The following is an 18,780-nucleotide window of genomic DNA, read 5'->3' as shown; positions in this document are numbered from 1 at the left end:
AGAGTCTAGCGATCGGCGCGGCGCCTACTTCGGAGCCAGTCGGATGGCGCCGTCCAGCCGGATCACCTCGCCGTTGAGCATCTCGTTGGTGAGGATCTGCTGCACCAGCTTGGCGTAGTCTGCGGGCGTGCCCAGACGTGAGGGGAAGGGCACGCCGGCGGCCAGTGCGTCCTGCACCTCCTGCGGCATCGCGAACAGCATCGGCGTGCCGAAGATGCCCGGGGCGATCGTCATGTTGCGGATGCCGCTGCGGGCCAGGTCGCGCGCGATCGGCAGCGTCATGCCGACGACCCCGCCCTTGCTGGCGGCGTACGCCGCCTGGCCGATCTGGCCATCGTAGGCCGCTACCGAGGCCGTCGAGATCAGGACGCCACGCTCGCCGGTGGCTTCGGGGGCGTTGCGGCTCATCGCCTCGGCGGCGAGCCGGATCATGTTGAACGTGCCGACCAGGTTGACCGCGACCACCTTGCTGAACACCGCCAGCGGGTGGGCGCCGTCCCGGCCCACCGTCTTGACGGCCGGCGCGATGCCGGCGCAGTTCACCAGCCCCATCAACTTGCCCAGCGAGACCGCCTTTGCCACGACCGCCTGGCCGTCGGCCTCTCGGGTCACGTCGCAGAGCACGAAGCTGCCGCCGATGTCGCGCGCCACCGCCTCGCCCGCCTCGGCCTGCAGGTCGGCGACGACGACATGGCCGCCTTCGCGCGCCAGCATCCGCGCAGTGCCTTCACCCAGTCCCGAGGCGCCGCCGGTGACGATGTAGACCTTGCCTGCGATGTCCATGACGAGCTCCAGTGGGGTGGGAGAGGGAATGAAAAAGGGCCGCTGCTGCGGCCCCGGTGCAACAGGGAGGAATGCGGAAAGAGCCGCGAGCCGCCCCGTCGTCGGGCCTCAGGCCAGCGCCGCCAGCGCGCGCGCCGTGATCTCGTCGACGCTGCCGGTGCCAGCGATCTTGCGGTATTTCGGTGCGGCGGCATCGCCGGTCGCGGCCCAGGCCGCGTAGTAGTCGACCAGCGGCCGGGTCTGGCTCTGGTAGACCTGCAGGCGCTTGAGCACGGTGGCTTCCTGGTCATCGTCACGCTGGATCAGCGGCTCGCCGGTCACGTCGTCGATGCCGGCCACCTTGGGTGGGTTGAACTTCACATGGTAGGTGCGGCCCGAGGCCACGTGCACGCGGCGACCGCTCATGCGCTCGATGATGGCTGCATCGGGCACGTCGATCTCGAGCACGAGATCGAGCTTCACCCCGGCGGCCTTCATTGCGTCGGCCTGCGGGATCGTGCGCGGGAATCCGTCGAACAGGAAGCCCTTGGCGCAGTCCGGCTGCGTGATGCGTTCCTTGACCAGGCCGATGATGATGTCGTCGCTGACGAGGCCGCCGCTGTCCATCACCTTCTTGGCCTCCAGGCCCAGCGGGGTCCCGGCCTTGACGGCGGCGCGCAGCATGTCGCCGGTCGAGATCTGCGGGATTCCGAACTTCTGGCAGATGAAGGTGGCTTGGGTGCCCTTGCCAGCGCCGGGTGCGCCCAACAGGATCAGTTTCATCGCGGGTCCTCGTGGTTTCTTGTCGGTTCGCACGCCGTGGCACCCGGAGGCGGCACGCGGCTTGTCTCGCAGCTGCTCGACCGTGAAGGAACGTTGCCTGCAGGGTCAAAATGAGAATACCACGCAGCCTTTCGTCAACCTGACTCGCGTGGCGGTTCTTGCTTCGTATTGAGGAGCAGGGCGCGCACGCGTGCCAGGTCGTCGGGCGTGTCGACGCCCGGGCCGGGACGCAGCGCACTCACGTGCACCGCGATGCGCTCGCCGTGCCAGAGCACGCGTAGCTGTTCGAGCGATTCGATCGTCTCGATCGGGCTCGGGGCCAGTGTCGGGTAGCGGCGCAGGAAGCCGGCCCGGTAGGCATACAGACCGATGTGCCGCAGCGGCGGCGGATCGCTCAGCGCGGTCGCCTGGCGCAGCCCGGCGGCGTAGCCGTCGCGCCACCAGGGCATCGGCGCCCGCGAAAAGCTCAATGCCCGGCCCAGCGCGTCGCACACCACCTTCACGACGTTCGGGTTCTCGAACTCCGCCACGGTGTCGATCGCGTGGGCGGCCGTGCCCATCACGCATTCGGGGCGCTCGGCCAGCAGGCGCGCGCAGGCGTCGATCAGCGCCGGCTCGATCAGCGGCTCGTCGCCCTGCACGTTGACGACGATTTCGCCGTCCGGCAGTGCGAGCAGGTCGCAGGCCTCGGCGAGGCGGTCGCTGCCGGTCGCATGGTCGCGGCGCGTCAGCAGCGCCCGCACGCCATGGCGCGCACAGGCCTCGACCGTCCGCGTGTCGTCGGCCGCCACCACCACCGCGCCTGCGCCGCTGGCCAGGGCCCGCCGCGCCACGTGCACCACCATCGGCAGGCCGGCGATGTCGGCCAGGGGCTTGTCCGGCAGCCGGCTCGAACCGAGCCGCGCCGGGATCAGGACCGTGAAGCTCATTCCGACAGGGGCGCGGCCTGCGAGGGCGACTCGTCCAGCGCGCGTGCCTCCGATTCGAGCATCACCGGGATGCCGTCGCGGATCGGGAAGGCCAGCCGGTCGGCGGCGCAGTGCAGTTCATGGCTGGCGTGATCGTGCGTCAGCGGGCCCTTGCAGATCGGGCACACCAGCAGGTCCATCAATCGGGTGTCCATGCTCATCCTTCGCGGCGCGGTGACAGGGGGGCCAGTGCGGTGTCGAGTGCGGCGAAGAATGCCGGCTCGGGCGAGAAGTCTAGCGGCGCGACCCAGACCCGCGTGCCGGGCCGCTCGCGCCGCACGCGGTCGACCGGGAGCTTGACGGCGTCCTTCTCGGTCACGATCACGTCGGGGGTCGCCGCTGGCCAGGGCAGGGCGTCGAACGCCGCGTGGTCGGGCAGGGCCTGTTCCTGCACGTCGAGGCCGGCGTGGCGCAGCTGTTCGAAGAAGCGCTGAGGCTGGGCGATGCCGGCGCAGGCGAGCACCGGCCTGCCGCGCAGCGAGTCGAGGGTGGCGGCGGCAGCCGGCGTGCCCTGCCACCACGCCTCGAGCGCCACGGCGCCGGTCAGCGCGCGTCGCGTCGCGTAGCCGGGCAGCGGCGTGCTGGGCCGGTCGGCGTTGTAGAGCACCAGCGCGGTCCCGGCACCGGTCGGTGTGTCGATCGGCTCGCGCAGCGGGCCAGCCGGCAGCAGCCAGCCGTTGCCGGCGCCCCGGGCATCGAACACCACCACTTCGACATCGCGCGCCAGGCGGCGGTGTTGCAAGCCATCGTCGGCAACGATCACGTCGATCTCCGGCCGGGCGCGCAGCAGCGCGGCAGCCGCCGCCACGCGGTCGCGGCCGACCACCACCGGCGCGCCGCTGCGCAGGTGGATCAGCAGCGGTTCATCGCCCACGACGTCGGCCGGCGTGTCGGCGGCGACCGCCTGCACGCCGAGGTCCGCGCGGCCGTGTCCACGCGACACCACACCGGGCTGCCAGCCCTGCCGGCGCAGATGGTCCAGCACCGCGATCACGGTGGGCGTCTTGCCGGCGCCGCCGGCGATGCGGTTGCCGATCACCACGACCGGCCGGCCGACGCGCACGCTGCGGCCGGGGTCGAGCCGGTAGCGACGGTCGCGCAGCGCCACGGCCGCGCCGTACAGCGCCGCCAGCGGCCACAGCGCCCAGGCCACCGGCCCGCGGCGCAGCCATTGCTGGGTCAGGAAGGCTTCGAGCGGTGCGCGCCGGGGCACGCGGGGCCGGTCCGCATTCAACGCGGCTCGGCGTCGGCGCCGTTGCGGCTGCCTTGGGTCGCGAAGGTCAGCTGCTGCAGGCCCGCGCGACGGGCCGCGTCCAGCACATTGATCACGCTCTGGTGGGCCGCGCTCGCGTCGGCGGAGACGATCACCACCCGGTCGTTCTGGCCCGCGGCAGCGGCGGCCAGTGCGGCCGTCAGCGTGGCGAGGTCACGACCCGCGACCGCGTCGCGGTTGACCGTGTAGCGGCCGTCGCTTGCGACGCCGACGATGATCTCCTTCGGATAGTCGCGAGCGCGTTCCGAATCGGCCACCGGCAGGTTCACCTTCAACTCGGTGAACTTGGAGTAGGTGGTCGAGAGCATCAGGAAGATCAGGATCACCAGCAGCACGTCGATGAACGGGATCAGGTTGATCTCCGGCTCCTCGCTGCGGCGGTGGCGGAAGTTCATCGCCATGCTGTCTTTGCTCGCCTTCCGTGCCGCTCAGTTCGGTCGCGCGGTGAAGCGCAGAAGGTGCGGCATGATGCGCTCGCTGGCCTGCTCGAGGTCGATGGTGTACTCGTCGACTCGCCCGCGGAAGTAGCGGTAGAACATCAGCGAGGGGATCGCGACCACCAGACCGAAGGCCGTGTTGTAGAGCGCGATCGAGATACCGTGCGCCAGTTGCTCCGGGTTGCCGCCTACGCCGGCGGTGGTGGCCGGGGCCTGCGAGCCGAAGATCTCGATCATGCCGACCACCGTGCCGAACAGCCCCAGCAGCGGCGCGGCCGAGGCGATGGTGCCCAGCGTGTTCAGGTAGCGCTCGAGACGGTGCACGGCGGCGCGCCCGGCGGTCTCGAAGGCGATGCGCAGGCCGTCCTCGGTGATGCGCGGGTCGGCGATCACCGCGCGCAGGCCGCTGGCCAGCACGCTGCCCAGCACCGAGTTGGCCGACAGCTTGTTCACCACCTCGGGCGCCGGCAGGCTCTTGCTGGTGACGGAGATGACTTCATCGAGCAGTCGCTGCGGCACGACGCGCACGGTGCGCAGGCTGCTGAATCGCTCGATCACGAGCGCCAGCGCAACGATGGAACACAGGATCAGCGGCCAGATCGGCCAGCCCGCGGCTTGTATGATCGAAAACAACGAGGTTCTCCTGATTCGGGTCGCGGCGATTATGGCCCGGCCCCGGCGGTGCCTGCCGCGGCAGGCCCCTCGAGTTCACTGCCGCAATCGTCCACCGTTGTTGTGGATAACTTTGTGGGCAACCCCCTCGCCCCCCGCCTCAAACGCCCGCCAGTCAAGGCCGCGAACAGATTGCTCAAACAATGAGCACAAAAAAACTCTTTGGAATCAAAGGCTTGCACAACTTTGACAGGCTCATGACGGGGTCAGTGCGGTGCGCGGCCTTATTTGGCGCGGCTGTGGAGTTCCGGCCCCGCATTTCGAGGGGGCTCGGAGCGTATCGGGGCCGTTGCGATGGCCGCGGCTGATCGCCCCGCGGTGCGCGGCGTGATGCCCGCGGAGGAGGGCGCGGGCCGTGCCATCGGACCTCGGGTCTGGGAGGTCGCGGCGCTGGTGCATGCGGTCGCCGACACGCTGGCGGCGCGCTTTGCGTCCGTCGCCGTGCGTGGCGAGGTGTCCGGCTACACCCGAGCCGCCAGCGGCCATTGCTACTTCACGCTGAAGGACGCCGAAGGCACGGCCGCGCTGCGCTGCGCGATGTTCCGCCGTGCCGCGAGCCTGCTCGACTTCGCGCCCGAGGAGGGGCATCTCGTCGAGTTGCGCGGTCGTCTGGCGGTGTACGAGCCACGTGGCGAACTGCAGTTCGTCGTCGAATCGATGCAGCGTGCCGGCGCAGGTGCCCTCTACGAGCGCTTCCTGCGGCTCAAGGCCCAGCTCGAGGCCGAGGGCCTGTTCGACGCGACGCGCAAACGAACGATCGTCCGCCACCCTGCCTGCATCGGCGTGGTCACGTCGCTTGCGGCGGCGGCGCTGCACGACGTGCTGACCGCGTTGCAGCGCCGAGCGCCGCAGGTGCGCGTGATCGTCTACCCGAGCCCGGTGCAGGGCGCCGAGGCCCCGGCGGCGTTGGCCGCAGCGATCGAGACCGCCGGACGGCACGGCCGGGCCGACACGCTGATCGTCGCCCGGGGCGGTGGTTCGCTGGAAGACCTGTGGGCCTTCAACGAGGCGCTGGTGGTGCGTGCCGTCGCGGCCAGCCGCATCCCGGTGATCGCCGGCATCGGCCACGAAACCGACGTGAGCCTGGTCGACTTCGCCGCCGACCTGCGCGCGCCGACGCCGACCGCGGCGGCCGAGCTGGCCGCCATGCCGCGCGAAGAGGCGCTGGCGGTGCTGCACGATCTGGCGCGGCGCGCCGGACGCGGCGTGGCGCTGCGCCTGGACGGCCAGGCCCAGCGGCTCGACCGCACCGCGCTGCGGCTCGCGCGGCCGGCCCAGGCGCTGGCGCCGCACCGCGAGCGGCTGGCGCTGCTGTCGCAACGGCAGCGCACCGCGATGCACCGCCACCTCGAGCGCCAGCAGCAACGCCAGGCGGTGCTGGCCTCGCGCGGGATGCAGGCGGCGCGGCAACTGCGCCTGCGCGCCGTTCAGCGGCTCGACGTGCTGGTCGCCCGCCTGGGAGCGCTCGACCCGCAGCGTGTGCTGTCGCGCGGCTATGCGTGGCTCGGTGACGCCGAGGGACGTGCGCTCACATCGGTGAACCAGCTGCAGCCCGGTCAGACCGTGAAAGCCCGGCTGGCCGACGGCCGCATCGAGGCGCAGGTGATCGGCATCGAGCCCGACAAGCCCCGACGCTGATGCAGGCTTGCGCCGCGCGGGCTGCCGGCCAGCGGGTGCTGCCTACAATGCCGATCTCATCCCCCAGGCTCAAGACCAAGGAAGGACAGACCTCATGGAACACACCCTGCCGCCGCTGCCGTATGCGATGGACGCCCTCGCACCGCACCTCTCGAAGGAGACCTTCGAGTTCCACTACGGCAAGCACCACCAAGCCTACGTGACCAACCTCAACAACCTGATCAAGGGCACCGAGTTCGAGTCGCTGAGCCTGGAGGACATCATCAAGAAGTCCAGCGGTGGCGTGTTCAACAACGCAGCCCAGATCTGGAACCACACCTTCTTCTGGAACAGCATGAAGCCGCAGGGCGGCGGCGCGCCGAGCGGCGCGCTGGCGGCCGCGATCGACGCCAAGTGGGGCAGCCTGGCGGCGTTCAAGGAAGCCTTCGCGAAGAGCGCCGTCGGCAACTTCGGCTCCGGCTGGACCTGGCTGGTGAAGAAGGCCGACGGCTCGGTGGACATCGTCAACACCGGCAACGCCGCCACGCCGCTGACCAGCGCCGACAAGGCGCTGCTGACCGTCGACGTGTGGGAGCACGCCTATTACATCGACTTCCGCAACGCGCGCCCGAAGTTCGTCGAGACCTTCCTCAATTCGCTCGTGAACTGGGACTTCGCGGCGAAGAACTTCGCCTGAGCGACGCCGCGGCGCGATCCCGGGCCGGCCGAGTGCCGGCCTTTTTCATGCCGCGGCGCGGCTACGGCCTGAAGGCGTCGCCGCTGAGCCGGCTGCCCGTCTTGAGGCCGCGCTTGGCGAACCAGCCCTGGTTCATCTCGAGCACCAGCCGCACCGGCTGCGACGAGCATTTCGAGTCCAGGGTCTGCGGCGGCATGTCGACGATCTGCGTGATGGTGCCGTCGTCGGCCAGGTAGGCGATCGACAGCGGCAGCAGCGTGTTCTTCATCCAGAAGCACTGCGTCGCGGCCTCGTCGAACACGAACAGCATGCCGTCGTTCGGGGGCATGGTCGGCCGGTTCATCAGGCCGATGGCGCGCTGCTCGGGCGTGCGCGCCACCTCGGCCTGGATGTTGTGGATGCCCGCATTGAGGCGCACCGAGGGCAGCTTCTGCGGGCCCGATTGCGCCGGTGCGGTCGCCGCCAGCAGCGAAAGCAGCGCGGGAAGGACGAGGCGGAGGTGACGGCGACGTGCGGGCTTGATCTGCATCAGTTCGACGGGGGGAGTTCGGTCCTAGAGTAACGCATGGGGCCTTCCGCAGCCGACCGCAGGCTGACGCCTGCCGCGCTCCGTCGACCTCCATGCCTGCCACCACCCTGACACTTGCCGCCCCTGCGCTGGCCCCGCCGCCGACCGAACTGTCGGGGCGGCAGCGCGTTGCGCTCGACGACGACACGGCGCTGGCCGCCTGCACGACGTGGCAGGAGGCTGCCGACGGCCGGCGCGAGGCCCGCACCCGGCTGGTCCTGCAGGGGCTGCACTGCGCAGCCTGCGCGGGGCTCATCGAGGCGGCACTGGGGCGGGTCGATGGGGTGCATGCGGCGCGGGTGAACGGCGCATCCGAGCGGGCCGAGGTCGACTGGGACCCCGACCGCACCCGCGCCTCGGCCCTGATCGAGGCCGTGCAGCGGGCCGGTTACCAGGCCTACCTGGCCGATGCCGAGGACGCCCTGCGGGCTCGACAGGCCGAATCGCGCCAGGCACTGTGGCGGCTGTTCGTCGCGGCCTTCTGCATGATGCAGGTGATGATGGCTGCGGCGCCCGGCTACTTCGCGGCGCCGGGCGACATCGCGCCCGACCTCGCCGCGCTGCTGCGCTGGTCGGCCTGGGTGCTGACGCTGCCGGTGCTGCTGTTCTCGGCGCGGCCCTTCTTCAGCGGCGCCTGGCAATCGCTGCGCCAGCGGCGCATCGGCATGGACGTGCCGGTGGCGCTCGGCATCGCGGTCACCTTCGTGGCCAGCAGCGCCGCGAGCTTCGACCCTGGCGGGGTCTTCGGTCACGAGGTGTATTTCGACTCGCTGACGATGTTCGTCTGCTTCCTGCTGGCCGGCCGCTGGCTCGAGGCGCGCTCGAGCGAGCGCAGCACGCGCTCGCTCGACGCACTGTTGCGCCGCCTGCCCGACAGCGTCGAGCGACTCGCCGCCGACGGCAGCGTGGCCTGGGTGCCGGCGGCGCGGCTGGCCGCGGGTGACCGGGTTCGCGTCGCGGTGGGGCAGGCGTTCCCGGCCGACGGCCGCCTGATCGAGGGCCGGACCCAGGCCGACGAATCGCTGCTGACCGGCGAGTCGCGGCCGCTGGTGCGCGACGTCGGCGACGCGGTGATCGCCGGCAGCCTGAACCTCGGCGCGCCGGTGCTGATCCAGGTCACGCAGGTCGGCCATGGCACCCGCCATCAGCAGATCGTTGCGCTGATGCAGCGAGCGCTGACCGAGCGGCCGTCGACGGTGCGCTGGGCCGACCGCGTGGCCGCGCCGTTCGTGGGCGGCGTGCTGCTGCTGGCGGCGGCGGCCTTCGGTGTGTGGATGCACATCGACCCGTCGCGTGCCGTGTGGGTGGCCGTGTCCATCCTGATCGTCACCTGCCCCTGCGCGCTGTCGCTGGCCGCCCCGTCGGCGCTGATCGCGGCCACTGGCGCGCTGGCGCGTCGCGGCGTGCTGGTGCAGCGCCTCGACGCGCTCGAGACGCTGGCGCAGATCGACGTCGCCTGCTTCGACAAGACCGGCACGCTGACCGAAGACCGGCTTGCGCTCGCGCAGGTGGTGTGGCCGGACGGTGACGACCTGCCGGCCTGGCAGCGGCGTGCGGCAGCGCTGGCGGCCCACTCCCGTCATCCGCTTTCACAGGCGCTGGTGCGCGCGACGCCCTCCGAGGACGCCGCGTCCTGGCCTTGGCACGGCGTGCGCGAGCAGGCGGGGCAGGGCCTCGAGGCGTTCGATGCCGACGGCCGGCGCTGGCGGCTCGGCTCGGCGGCCTGGGTCGGCGTCGTGCCGCCCACCGATCTTGCACGGCCGGCGGTGTGGCTGGCGCCGCAGGACGGGGCAGCGGTCCCGCCGCACGCGCGCTTCGAGTTCGACGAGGTGCTGCGCCCCGATGCGGCCGGCCTGCTGCAGTCGCTGCGCGAGCAGGGCATCAGGTTGCGCCTGCTCTCGGGCGACCGCGCGGGGGCCGTGCAGGCGGTGGCTCAGCGTCTGGGCCTCGCGGATGCACAGCACGACGCGACGCCGCAGGACAAGCTGGCCTGCCTGCGCGCACTGCAGCGCCAGGGACACCGCGTCCTGATGGTGGGCGATGGCCTGAACGACGGCCCGGTGCTGGCCCAGGCCGATGTGTCCGTCGCGCTCGGCCACGGCGCGGCGCTCGCGCAGCAGCGCGCCGACATCGTGGTGCTCGGCAGCCGGCTCGGTGAGATCGCCCACGCGCGTGGCGTCGCACGTCGCTGCGCCGGCATCGTGCGCCAGAACCTTGCCTGGGCGGCAGGCTACAACGCGGTCTGCGTGCCGCTGGCCTTGCTGGGCTGGCTGCCGCCGTGGGCCGCGGGGCTGGGCATGGCGCTCAGTTCGCTCGTCGTGGTCGGCAACGCGCTGCGCCTCGCGCGCTGAACACGAAGGGACGGCGGACCGGATGGACAGCCTCTACCTGCTTTTGCCGATTTCGGTGCTGCTTGCGCTCGCCGTGCTCGGCGTGTTCGCCTGGGCGGTGCACCACGGCCAGTTCGACGACCTCGAGCGCGAAGCCGCCCGGGTGCTGGAAGAGCCCGGTGCCTGCGGCGCGCCCGCCACGGCGGCCGACCCGAACGCGCACGCATCGACCGAAGCTTGACCGGCGTCAAGCCGCACCAAGGTTCCGGTTCGGACACTCCCTGTCATCGACAGGATGCGAGGAGAGTTCGATGAACGCAATGGCGGCCCAGGGAGCAGCGCCGGTCTACGAGGATCGTGTGGTCACGCAGTTCGCGCTGGCGGCCGTGCTGTGGGGCGTGGTCGGCATGGCGGTGGGCGTGCTGATCGCAGCGCAGCTCACCTGGCCGGAACTCAACTTCGGCATTCCCTGGCTGAGCTACGGGAGGCTGCGGCCGCTGCACACCAACGCCGTGATCTTCGCGTTCGGCGGTTGCGCGCTGATGGCCACCTCCTTCCACGTCGTGCAGCGCACCTGCCAGGTCCGGTTGTTCGCGCCGGCGCTCGCGCACTTCACCTTCTGGGGCTGGCAGGCGGTGATCGTGCTGGCGGCGGTCACGCTGCCGCTGGGCATGACCAGCGGCAAGGAGTACGCGGAGCTCGAGTGGCCGATCGACATCCTGATCACGCTGGTGTGGGTGGCCTACGCGGTGGTGTTCTTCGGCACCATCGGCATCCGCAAGGTGCGCCACATCTACGTGGCCAACTGGTTCTTCGGCGCCTTCATCCTGACGGTGGCGCTGCTGCACCTGGTGAACAGCGCGGCGCTGCCGGTGAGCCTGACCAAGAGCTACTCCGCCTACGCCGGCGTGCAGGACGCGATGGTGCAGTGGTGGTACGGTCACAATGCGGTGGGCTTCTTCCTCACGGCGGGCTTCCTCGGGATGATGTACTACTACATCCCCAAGCAGGCCGAGCGCCCGGTGTACAGCTACCGGCTGTCGATCGTGCACTTCTGGGCGCTGATCTTCACCTACATGTGGGCAGGCCCCCACCACCTGCACTACACCGCGTTGCCCGACTGGGCGCAGAGCGTGGGCATGGTGTTCTCGCTGGTGCTGCTGGCGCCCAGCTGGGGCGGGATGATCAACGGGATCATGACGCTCAGCGGTGCCTGGCACAAGCTGCGCGACGACCCGATCCTCAAGTTCCTGATCGTCTCGCTGTCGTTCTACGGCATGTCGACCTTCGAGGGGCCGATGATGTCGATCAAGACCGTCAACGCGCTCTCCCACTACACCGACTGGACCGTCGGCCACGTGCACAGCGGCGCGCTCGGCTGGGTGGGCTTCATTTCGATGGGCTCGCTGTACTACCTGATCCCGCGCATGTTCGGCCGCAAGGCGATGTACAGCGTGCGGGCGATCGAGCTGCACTTCTGGATCGCGACCATCGGCGTCGTGCTCTACATCGCCGCGATGTGGATCGCCGGCGTGATGCAGGGCCTGATGTGGCGCGCCATCAACCCTGACGGCACGCTGGTCTACAGCTTCGTCGAGAGCGTGAAGGCGACCTTTCCGTTCTACGTGGTGCGCCTGCTCGGCGGCCTGCTGTACCTGAGCGGGATGCTGCTGATGGCCTGGAACGTGGTGATGACCGTGAAGGCGGGCCGCCGCGCGCTGGTGCCGGTGCCCGCCGCGCTGGCGCGCGCCTGAACCCTGCCGAGGACCCGATGACATGAGCAACGAACACAACGCAGCGCCGGCCCGTGGCCACGAGCGCATCGAGACCACCAACTGGCTGATGATCGTGCTGATCCTGGTGGTGGTGGCCGTCGGCGGCCTGGTCGAGATCGTGCCGCTGTTCTTCCAGCGCAGCACCACCGAGCCGGTGCCCGGCCTCAAGCCCTACACGGCCCTGCAGGTGGCCGGCCGCGACGTCTACGTGCGCGAGGGTTGCTACAACTGCCACTCGCAGATGATCCGGCCGTTCCGCGCCGAGACGCTGCGCTACGGCCACTACTCGGTGGCGGGCGAATTCGTCTACGACCGGCCGTTCCAGTGGGGCAGCAAGCGCACCGGTCCCGACCTGCACCGGGTTGGCGGGCGCTACAGCGACGAGTGGCATCGCCTGCACCTCGCCAACCCGCGCGACCTGGTGCCCGAGTCCAACATGCCCGCCTATCCCTGGCTCGCCAAGGCGGCGCTCGATCCGGCCGAGATGCCTGGAAAGCTGCGCGCGCTGCGCACCCTGGGCGCGCCTTACACCGACGCAGAGCTGGCGCAGGCCGGCGAGGACGTCAAGGGCAAGACCGAGCTCGACGCGCTGGTGGCCTATCTCCAGGTGCTCGGTACCGCAGTGAAGTGAGAAGAGGACGCACGAAATGAGCCTGAACGAATTGCGGGCGGCCGTGACGCTGCTGTCCTTCCTGGTCTTCATCGGCATCGTCGCCTGGACCTTGTCGCGTCGGCGCAATGAGAGCTTCGAAGAAGCTGCCCGTCTGCCGTTCGCGGCCGACGAGGCCGCAACCCGGCTGGAGGGCCGTCATGAGTGATTTCGTCGCGGTCGGCTGGCCGCTGTTCATCGCCATCGTCACGATCGCCGGCCTCGCGGCGTGCCTGGTGCTGCTGTTCATCGCCAGCCGCCGCAAGGTGATGGCCGGCGACAACACCACCGGCCATGTCTGGGACGAGGATCTGCGCGAGCTGAACAACCCGCTGCCGCTGTGGTGGATGGGCCTGTTCGTGCTGACGGTGCTGTTCGGCGCGCTCTACCTGGTGCTCTATCCGGGCCTGGGCACGAACCCGGGGCAACTGCGGTGGACATCGCAGACGGAATACGAAGCGGAGATGGCGCGCGGCCGTGCCCAGGTCGAGCCGCTCTACGAGCGCTTCACCGCGATGTCGGCCGCCGATCTGGCACGCGACCCGCAGGCGCGTGCGCTGGGCGAGCGGCTGTTCATCAACAACTGCGCGCAGTGCCACGGTTCTGACGCGCGGGGCAGCAAGGGCTTTCCGAACCTGACCGATGCGGACTGGCTGCACGGCGGGTCGCCCGAGCAGATTGCGCAATCGATCGCCCAGGGGCGCCAGGGCATGATGCCGCCGATGGCGGCGGCAGTCGGCAGTGCCGACGATGTGCGCAACGTCGCGAACTACGTGCTGAGCCTTTCGGGCAGCCCGCACGACAGCATCGCGGCCCAGATCGGGCGCACCAAGTTCACGGCCTGCGCCGCCTGCCACGGCCCGGGCGGCAAGGGCAACCCGGCGCTCGGCGCGCCCAACCTCAGCGACCGGATCTGGCTGCACGGCTGGGGCGAGGAGGCGGTGGTCCGGATGATCAACGAAGGCAAGACCAACCTGATGCCGGCGCACGCCGGGCGGCTGAGCGACGCGCAGATCCAGGTGCTCGCCGCCTACGTCTGGGGGCTCTCGAACAGCGGGGCCACGACCACGGCCGCAGCGAAATGAGTCACCGCCGTCGCCCCGGCGCGAGTTGCCGATGAGTCGACCGGCGTCACGCGTGATCCCGATCGCGCCGGTGTCCGACGACACCGGCGAGATGGTCTCGCTGTATGCGAAACAGGCGACCATCCACGCGCGCTCGGTGCATGGCTGGTTCGCTGCGTGGCGCTGGGCGCTGGTGTGGCTCACGCAGCTGGTGTTCTACGGGCTGCCCTGGCTGCCCTGGAATGGCCGCCCGGCGGTGCTGTTCGACCTGGGCGCACGGCGCTTCTACATCTTCGACCTGGTGCTCTACCCGCAGGACTTCATCTACCTGACGGGCCTGCTCATCCTGTCGGCCTACGGGCTGTTCCTGTTCACCGCGGTGGCCGGCCGCCTGTGGTGCGGCTACGCCTGCCCGCAGACGGTCTACACAGAGATCTTCATGTGGGTCGAGCACCATATCGAGGGCGACCGCCAGGCGCGCCTGAAGCTCGATGCCGCGCCCTGGGGCGCCGCGAAGCTGGCCCGCCGGTCGGCCAAGCACGCGGTGTGGCTGGCGATCGGCCTGTGGACCGGCTTCACCTTCGTCGGCTACTTCACGCCGATCCGCGAACTGGGCGGCGAGGTGCTCGCACTGATCGGCCTGGCCGGTCCGGGCTCGGCCGGGCCCGGCCCCTGGGAAGCGTTCTGGGTGCTGTTCTACGGCTTCGCGACCTATGGCAACGCCGGCTTCATGCGCGAGCAGGTGTGCAAGTACATGTGCCCGTACGCGCGCTTCCAGAGCGCGATGTTCGACCACGACACCTTGATCATCAGCTACGACGGCGGGCGCGGAGAACCGCGCGGCTCGCGCCCGCGCAGCCTGGCGCACGACGCGCTGGCCGCCCAGGGCAAGGGCGACTGCATCGACTGCACGCTGTGCGTGCAGGTCTGCCCGACCGGCATCGACATCCGCGAGGGGTTGCAGTACGAGTGCATCGGCTGTGCCGCCTGCATCGACGTCTGCAACGGTGTGATGGACAAGATGGCGTATCCGCGCGGCCTGATCCGCTATGCCACGCAGAACGGCCTGGCCGCCGGACGGAGCACGCTGGACTGGCGGCGCGTGCTCCGTCCGCGGGTGCTGGTCTACGGCGTGATCCTGCTGCTGATCTCGGTCGGCTTCGTCACCAGCCTCGTGCTGCGCAGCCCGATGCGCGTCGACGTGGTGCGCGACCGCGGTACGCTGGCACGGCTGGTCGACGAAGGGCGCATCGAGAACGTCTACCGGTTGCAGATCATGAACGCCACCGAGTCGGCGCAGCGCTACCGGGTGGTGGTGAGCGACATCGCCGGTGCACAGGCGCAGGTGCGTGACGAGGTGCGGCTGGCCCCGGCCGAGTCGCGCTGGGTGCCGGTCGCGGTACAGGTGCCGCCGCAGAGCGCCGCGGCGCTCGGCCCGGGCGCCCACCCGCTGCGCTTCGAGATCATCCGCGAGGCCGATGGCGTGCAGCCGGCGGCCAGCGTGTCCGAGAAGTCCACTTTCGTCGTGCCGCGCTGAGTGCGGCCCCCTCCGGAGCAGCCCATGATCCCGAACGAGAACGCAACCCGCCCGACGCCCATGCCGGAGCGGCCGCTGCCCTGGTGGCGCGAGCCCATGCTGTGGCTGGTGCTGGGCGGCCCGCTGGCGGTGGTGGTGGCTGGCATCGTCACCGCCGTGATCGCCGTGCGCGGCAGCGATCCGGTGCTCAGCCGTGGCAGCGAACCGCTGGGCAGCGACACGCCGGCGGTGCAGGCGCGCAACCATGCGGCCACGCCGCGTCCCGAGCGCTGAACGTACCGCGCATCGACCCGGAACTCGCGACGATGAGACAACGCACGCTGTGGATCGCCTGGCCGTCCTTCCTGATGGCCGGGGTGCTGGAGACCCTGGTGTTCAGCGCCGCCGACCCTGCGGACCTGAGCGGCTGGGTCGGTCGCGCACTGGAGACGGTGTCGCCGGCCGGCGTCTACACGCTGGCCTTCTTCGCGTTCTGGATCGTGTGCGCGCTGGCGTCGATGCTGACGCTGCTGCTGGCGACGCCGGAGCCGGCCAATACCGAGCCTCGCCGCTGGCCCTGAGTCGCGCCGGGCGAGGCCGGCGGCGAGCCTTCAGCAGGCCGGGCCGTTGACGAGCCGGCGCAGCCCGGATTCGTCGAGTACGCGGATGTCGCGCTGCTTCACCTCGAGCAGGCCTTCGTCCTGGAACTTCGAGAAGGTGCGGCTCACGGTCTCGAGCTTGAGGCCGAGGTAGCTGCCGATCTCCTCGCGCGTCATGCGCAGCACCAGCGACGAGGCCGAGAAGCCGCGCGCCTGCAGCCGCTGCGTCAGGTTGAGGAGGAAGGCGGCCAGCCGTTCTTCGGCCCGCATGCTGCCGAGCAGCAGCATCACGCCGTGGTCGCGCACGATCTCGCGGCTCATGATCTTGTGGAACTGGTGCTGCAGCGGCGTGGATTCGCGCGACAGCTTCTCGAGCTGCGAGTAGGGGATCTGGCAGACCTGCGAGTCCTCCAGCGCCACCGCGTCGCAGGCATGGCGGTCGGTGCTGATGCCGTCCAGGCCCAGCAACTCGCCGGCCATCTGGAAACCGGTCACCTGGTCGCGGCCATCGTCGGCGGACACGCAGGTCTTGAAGAAGCCGGTGCGCACCGCATAGAGCGACTCGAAGCGATCCCCGGCGTGGAATAGCGTGTCGCCGCGCTTCACAGGGCGGCGGCTGCCGACCAGCTGGTCGAGGTGGTCAAGGTCATCGTCCGACAGGCCCACCGGCAGGCAGAGCTCGCGCAGGTTGCAACTGGAGCATGCGACCTTGAGGGCCTCGATGCGGATCGGTTCACGTTCCATGCGCTTCATTATGATCTTGTGCGCCGCCCGCGATGGCGCATGCGAGTCGGCGGCGGTGTCGTGAGGGGCAAGTTGCATGATCGACCTCAAGCTGTGCGTGGATTGTCGGAGGCCACCGGCGACCGGCCTTGACCCAGATCAAGAGCCCGGTGAGAGGCCCTCGGCACAGTCCGGACATGCCCCCTCCGACCCTGACCGACATGCTGGAACCGGCTGCGCCGAGCGAGGAACTCCTGAGTCGTCTGGACGCCGGTGGGCCGCGCTACACCTCCTACCCGACCGCCGACCGCTTCGTGGAGGCCTTCGGCCCTGCTCAGTACCGGCAGGCCCTGGGCCAGCGCCGCAGCGGCGCCCCGGCGGCGGGCGCCGTGGGCGGTGGCACACCGCTGTCGATCTACGTTCATATCCCATTCTGCGAGTCGGTCTGCTACTACTGCGCCTGCAACAAGGTGATCACGCGGCAGCACCGGCGCGGCACCGAGTACCTGGAGTGGCTGGGCCGCGAGGTGGCATTGCACCAGGACGTGATCGGCAGCCGCCAGCGCGTCAGTCAGCTGCACCTCGGCGGCGGTACGCCGACCTTCCTGGACGATGCGGAGCTGTCGCAGCTGATGGCTCTGCTGCGCGGTGCCTTCGACCTGCAGCCGCAGGCCGAATGCTCGATCGAGGTCGACCCGCGCACCGTCAGTGCCTCGCGGCTTTCGCACCTGAAGGCGCTGGGTTTCAACCGCCTGAGCTTCGGCGTGCAGGACTTCGACCCCGAAGTGCAGCACGCGGTGCACCGCGTGCAGCCGCCCGAGCAGGTCGAGGCGCTGATCGCCAGCGCGCGCGCATTGGGCTTCGATTCGATCAATGTCGACCTGATCCACGGCTTGCCCAAGCAGACCCCGGCCTCGCTGGCCCGGACGGTGGAGCAGGTGGCGCGGCTGCGGCCGGACCGTGTGGCGCTCTACAGCTATGCGCATCTGCCGCAGCGCTTCAAGCCGCAACGGCGCATCCATGCGGCAGACCTGCCGGGCACCGCCCAGCGCGTGACGATGCTGTCGAACGCGATCGCCGCCTTCCTGGCGCACGGCTACGACTACATCGGCATGGACCACTTCGCCCTGCCGGGTGACGCGCTGGCCGCGGCCAAGCGGCAGGGCCGGCTGCACCGCAATTTCCAGGGCTACAGCACCCAGCCCGACTGCGACCTGATCGGCCTGGGCGTCTCGGCCATCGGCCGGATCGGCGCGACCTACAGCCAGAACGCGAAGACGCTGCCGGAGTACCAGGACGCCCTGCGCTCCGGGGAACTGCCGGTGGTGCGCGGCCTGGTGCTGACGCGCGACGATGTGGTGCGCCGCTCGGTGATCATGGCGCTGATGTGCCAGGGGCGGGTGGTGTTCGAATCCATCGAACTGGCCCACCTGCTCGATTTCCGGCGCTACTTCGAGGCCGAACTGCGCCGGCTGCAGCCGCTGGCCGGGCAGGGGCTGATCGAGATCGACGACGACGCGATCCAGCTCACCCCGCTGGGCTGGTACTTCGTGCGCGCGGTGGCGATGGTGTTCGATCGTCACCTGCAGGCCGACCGCGATCGCGAACGCTATTCGCGGCTGATCTGACGCAAGGGACGGTCGCTGCATGAGCCTCTCGCTGGTGGCGGCCGGGCTGGCGATCGGCATCGCGGGGAGTCCGCACTGTGCCGCGATGTGCGCCGCGCCCTGCGCGGCGATCGAGCGGTCCTGCGGCAGCGCACGGCCTGCGCGGGCCGCCGCCGCCCTGCATCTGGGGCGCCTGCTGTCCTATGGCCTGGCGGGGGCGCTGGTGGCCACCGGGGCCGGATGGATGGCCGAACTGGCCCAGGCCACCACCTGGTTGCGGCCGTTGTGGACCCTGCTGCAGGTGGCCGTGGTGGTGTTCGGCCTGTGGCTGCTGGTGGCCGGGCGCATGCCCCGCATCGTGCTGGGCACCGGCTCCGCACCCGGCGTAGCCGTACCCATGCTCGGGCCGCTCCCCGCCATGGGGCGGCGGCGCGGCTGGGCCTGGGCCGGCTCCGCCGGTCTGCTGTGGGCGGCCTGGCCTTGCGGCCTGCTCTATTCGGCGCTGGTCGTTGCGGCGCTGGCCGACGGGCCGCTGGCGGGCGCGGCGGTCATGCTCGCCTTCGCGCTGGGCGGCGCGCTGGCCTTGCTGTTCGGCCGCGGCGTGCTCGGTCGACTGGGGCAGGGCGCCGGCGCGGCGAGGTGGGCCGGTGCCCTGCTGGTGACGGCTGGCGGATGGGCGATCTGGCTGCAGCTGACCGGCCCGTCCGGGCCGTGGTGCAAGGCGGTCTGACGCAGCGGAT

The 18,780-nt window shown here is 70.4% G+C and carries 22 protein-coding genes; 13 read left to right on the top strand and 9 right to left on the bottom strand.

Going from position 1 to position 18,780, the window contains the following annotated elements:
* Window positions 1–24: 24 nt before the first annotated feature.
* The 7 genes from C1M51_RS16125 to C1M51_RS16095 all read right to left on the bottom strand — a co-directional run bounded on the left by C1M51_RS16125 (window position 25) and on the right by C1M51_RS16095 (window position 4,856).
* On the bottom strand, window positions 25–783 hold the full coding sequence (locus tag C1M51_RS16125) for a 3-hydroxyacyl-CoA dehydrogenase (protein WP_129451388.1): 759 nt from the start codon (window positions 781–783) through the stop codon (window positions 25–27).
* A 108-nt stretch (window positions 784–891) separates the two neighbouring features.
* Complete coding sequence (adk, locus tag C1M51_RS16120; RefSeq protein ID WP_129451386.1) at window positions 892–1,545, bottom strand: adenylate kinase; 654 nt, start codon at window positions 1,543–1,545, stop codon at window positions 892–894.
* A 134-nt stretch (window positions 1,546–1,679) separates the two neighbouring features.
* Entirely contained in the window at window positions 1,680–2,474 is a 795-nt protein-coding gene (kdsB, locus tag C1M51_RS16115; RefSeq protein ID WP_129451384.1) for a 3-deoxy-manno-octulosonate cytidylyltransferase, read from the bottom strand.
* Complete coding sequence (locus tag C1M51_RS16110; RefSeq protein ID WP_036235914.1) at window positions 2,471–2,668, bottom strand: Trm112 family protein; 198 nt, start codon at window positions 2,666–2,668, stop codon at window positions 2,471–2,473. Before C1M51_RS16110 ends, kdsB begins: the two co-directional genes overlap by 4 nt.
* 2 nt (window positions 2,669–2,670) lie before the next feature.
* Entirely contained in the window at window positions 2,671–3,747 is a 1,077-nt protein-coding gene (gene lpxK, locus C1M51_RS16105) for a tetraacyldisaccharide 4'-kinase (protein ID WP_129451382.1), read from the bottom strand.
* Window positions 3,744–4,181, bottom strand: coding sequence for a biopolymer transporter ExbD (locus C1M51_RS16100; protein WP_036235919.1), 438 nt, complete (start codon window positions 4,179–4,181; stop codon window positions 3,744–3,746). Before C1M51_RS16100 ends, lpxK begins: the two co-directional genes overlap by 4 nt.
* Before the next feature lie 33 nt (window positions 4,182–4,214).
* Window positions 4,215–4,856: a MotA/TolQ/ExbB proton channel family protein gene (locus C1M51_RS16095; RefSeq protein ID WP_129451380.1), complete on the bottom strand. Its 642-nt coding sequence runs from the start codon at window positions 4,854–4,856 to the stop codon at window positions 4,215–4,217.
* 369 nt (window positions 4,857–5,225) lie between these two features.
* On the opposite strand from C1M51_RS16095, the gene xseA reads away from it, so the two are divergent.
* Complete coding sequence (gene xseA, locus C1M51_RS16090; protein WP_409072634.1) at window positions 5,226–6,533, top strand: exodeoxyribonuclease VII large subunit; 1,308 nt, start codon at window positions 5,226–5,228, stop codon at window positions 6,531–6,533.
* Window positions 6,534–6,627: 94 nt separating this feature from the next.
* The gene (sodB, locus tag C1M51_RS16085) at window positions 6,628–7,209 is read left to right on the top strand and encodes a superoxide dismutase [Fe] (RefSeq protein WP_129451376.1); all 582 of its coding nucleotides are present in this window, start codon (window positions 6,628–6,630) and stop codon (window positions 7,207–7,209) included.
* A 61-nt stretch (window positions 7,210–7,270) separates the two neighbouring features.
* Here the strand turns inward: sodB and C1M51_RS16080 are convergent, their stop codons facing one another.
* A complete protein-coding gene (locus tag C1M51_RS16080; protein ID WP_129451374.1) occupies window positions 7,271–7,738 on the bottom strand; it encodes a DUF192 domain-containing protein in 468 nt (155 codons plus the stop codon).
* A 92-nt stretch (window positions 7,739–7,830) separates the two neighbouring features.
* Between C1M51_RS16080 and C1M51_RS16075 the strand changes: the two genes are divergently transcribed.
* From C1M51_RS16075 to C1M51_RS16035, 9 genes are all read left to right on the top strand, one after another.
* Entirely contained in the window at window positions 7,831–10,128 is a 2,298-nt protein-coding gene (locus tag C1M51_RS16075; RefSeq protein WP_129451372.1) for a cation-translocating P-type ATPase, read from the top strand.
* A 22-nt stretch (window positions 10,129–10,150) separates the two neighbouring features.
* Complete coding sequence (gene ccoS, locus C1M51_RS16070; RefSeq protein WP_129451371.1) at window positions 10,151–10,348, top strand: cbb3-type cytochrome oxidase assembly protein CcoS; 198 nt, start codon at window positions 10,151–10,153, stop codon at window positions 10,346–10,348.
* Between the two features lie 70 nt (window positions 10,349–10,418).
* The gene (gene ccoN, locus C1M51_RS16065) at window positions 10,419–11,861 is read left to right on the top strand and encodes a cytochrome-c oxidase, cbb3-type subunit I (protein ID WP_129451369.1); all 1,443 of its coding nucleotides are present in this window, start codon (window positions 10,419–10,421) and stop codon (window positions 11,859–11,861) included.
* Between the two features lie 22 nt (window positions 11,862–11,883).
* Window positions 11,884–12,513: a cytochrome-c oxidase, cbb3-type subunit II gene (ccoO, locus tag C1M51_RS16060; RefSeq protein WP_011830065.1), complete on the top strand. Its 630-nt coding sequence runs from the start codon at window positions 11,884–11,886 to the stop codon at window positions 12,511–12,513.
* Window positions 12,514–12,529: 16 nt separating this feature from the next.
* Complete coding sequence (locus tag C1M51_RS16055; RefSeq protein ID WP_129451367.1) at window positions 12,530–12,700, top strand: CcoQ/FixQ family Cbb3-type cytochrome c oxidase assembly chaperone; 171 nt, start codon at window positions 12,530–12,532, stop codon at window positions 12,698–12,700.
* Window positions 12,693–13,616, top strand: a complete 924-nt coding sequence (gene ccoP, locus C1M51_RS16050; protein ID WP_129451365.1) for a cytochrome-c oxidase, cbb3-type subunit III — start codon at window positions 12,693–12,695, stop codon at window positions 13,614–13,616. The genes C1M51_RS16055 and ccoP overlap by 8 nt, the downstream gene beginning before the upstream one ends.
* 31 nt (window positions 13,617–13,647) lie before the next feature.
* Window positions 13,648–15,132, top strand: a complete 1,485-nt coding sequence (ccoG, locus tag C1M51_RS16045; protein ID WP_207207763.1) for a cytochrome c oxidase accessory protein CcoG — start codon at window positions 13,648–13,650, stop codon at window positions 15,130–15,132.
* A gap of 24 nt (window positions 15,133–15,156) precedes the next feature.
* Window positions 15,157–15,405: a nitrogen fixation protein FixH gene (locus C1M51_RS16040; RefSeq protein WP_129451362.1), complete on the top strand. Its 249-nt coding sequence runs from the start codon at window positions 15,157–15,159 to the stop codon at window positions 15,403–15,405.
* Window positions 15,406–15,437: 32 nt separating this feature from the next.
* Entirely contained in the window at window positions 15,438–15,692 is a 255-nt protein-coding gene (locus C1M51_RS16035; RefSeq protein ID WP_129451360.1) for a hypothetical protein, read from the top strand.
* A 30-nt stretch (window positions 15,693–15,722) separates the two neighbouring features.
* Here C1M51_RS16035 and fnr read toward each other — a convergent pair whose 3' ends face one another.
* Complete coding sequence (fnr, locus tag C1M51_RS16030) at window positions 15,723–16,454, bottom strand: fumarate/nitrate reduction transcriptional regulator Fnr (RefSeq protein WP_036233357.1); 732 nt, start codon at window positions 16,452–16,454, stop codon at window positions 15,723–15,725.
* Between the two features lie 176 nt (window positions 16,455–16,630).
* Here fnr and hemN point away from each other — a divergent pair, with 176 nt between their 5' ends.
* Together hemN and C1M51_RS16020 are read left to right on the top strand one after the other, a co-directional pair.
* On the top strand, window positions 16,631–18,061 hold the full coding sequence (gene hemN / locus C1M51_RS16025; protein ID WP_207207762.1) for an oxygen-independent coproporphyrinogen III oxidase: 1,431 nt from the start codon (window positions 16,631–16,633) through the stop codon (window positions 18,059–18,061).
* Between the two features lie 19 nt (window positions 18,062–18,080).
* On the top strand, window positions 18,081–18,770 hold the full coding sequence (locus tag C1M51_RS16020; RefSeq protein WP_129451358.1) for a sulfite exporter TauE/SafE family protein: 690 nt from the start codon (window positions 18,081–18,083) through the stop codon (window positions 18,768–18,770).
* The last annotated feature ends 10 nt before the right edge of the window (window positions 18,771–18,780 follow it).

The organism is Methylibium sp. Pch-M, assembly GCF_004136295.1.
GTDB lineage: Bacteria > Pseudomonadota > Gammaproteobacteria > Burkholderiales > Burkholderiaceae_C > Methylibium > Methylibium petroleiphilum.
Note: the sequence above shows the minus strand (reverse complement) of the source record. Positions and strands in the feature narration are given on the sequence as shown.

Bases quoted from the DNA above. Each gene is read 5' to 3' on its own strand.
- hemN (WP_207207762.1), top strand. From the start codon at position 16,631: ATGCCCCCTCCGACCCTGACCGACATGCTGGAACCGGCTGCGCCGAGC.
- C1M51_RS16125 (WP_129451388.1), bottom strand. From the start codon at position 783: ATGGACATCGCAGGCAAGGTCTACATCGTCACCGGCGGCGCCTCGGGA.
- C1M51_RS16075 (WP_129451372.1), top strand. From the start codon at position 7,831: ATGCCTGCCACCACCCTGACACTTGCCGCCCCTGCGCTGGCCCCGCCG.
- C1M51_RS16035 (WP_129451360.1), top strand. From the start codon at position 15,438: ATGAGACAACGCACGCTGTGGATCGCCTGGCCGTCCTTCCTGATGGCC.
- C1M51_RS16040 (WP_129451362.1), top strand. From the start codon at position 15,157: ATGATCCCGAACGAGAACGCAACCCGCCCGACGCCCATGCCGGAGCGG.
- kdsB (WP_129451384.1), bottom strand. From the start codon at position 2,474: ATGAGCTTCACGGTCCTGATCCCGGCGCGGCTCGGTTCGAGCCGGCTG.
- ccoO (WP_011830065.1), top strand. From the start codon at position 11,884: ATGAGCAACGAACACAACGCAGCGCCGGCCCGTGGCCACGAGCGCATC.
- ccoG (WP_207207763.1), top strand. From the start codon at position 13,648: ATGAGTCGACCGGCGTCACGCGTGATCCCGATCGCGCCGGTGTCCGAC.
- ccoS (WP_129451371.1), top strand. From the start codon at position 10,151: ATGGACAGCCTCTACCTGCTTTTGCCGATTTCGGTGCTGCTTGCGCTC.
- C1M51_RS16055 (WP_129451367.1), top strand. From the start codon at position 12,530: ATGAGCCTGAACGAATTGCGGGCGGCCGTGACGCTGCTGTCCTTCCTG.
- sodB (WP_129451376.1), top strand. From the start codon at position 6,628: ATGGAACACACCCTGCCGCCGCTGCCGTATGCGATGGACGCCCTCGCA.
- ccoP (WP_129451365.1), top strand. From the start codon at position 12,693: ATGAGTGATTTCGTCGCGGTCGGCTGGCCGCTGTTCATCGCCATCGTC.
- ccoN (WP_129451369.1), top strand. From the start codon at position 10,419: ATGAACGCAATGGCGGCCCAGGGAGCAGCGCCGGTCTACGAGGATCGT.
- C1M51_RS16100 (WP_036235919.1), bottom strand. From the start codon at position 4,181: ATGAACTTCCGCCACCGCCGCAGCGAGGAGCCGGAGATCAACCTGATC.
- C1M51_RS16110 (WP_036235914.1), bottom strand. From the start codon at position 2,668: ATGGACACCCGATTGATGGACCTGCTGGTGTGCCCGATCTGCAAGGGC.
- C1M51_RS16020 (WP_129451358.1), top strand. From the start codon at position 18,081: ATGAGCCTCTCGCTGGTGGCGGCCGGGCTGGCGATCGGCATCGCGGGG.
- C1M51_RS16080 (WP_129451374.1), bottom strand. From the start codon at position 7,738: ATGCAGATCAAGCCCGCACGTCGCCGTCACCTCCGCCTCGTCCTTCCC.
- fnr (WP_036233357.1), bottom strand. From the start codon at position 16,454: ATGGAACGTGAACCGATCCGCATCGAGGCCCTCAAGGTCGCATGCTCC.
- xseA (WP_409072634.1), top strand. From the start codon at position 5,226: ATGCCCGCGGAGGAGGGCGCGGGCCGTGCCATCGGACCTCGGGTCTGG.
- adk (WP_129451386.1), bottom strand. From the start codon at position 1,545: ATGAAACTGATCCTGTTGGGCGCACCCGGCGCTGGCAAGGGCACCCAA.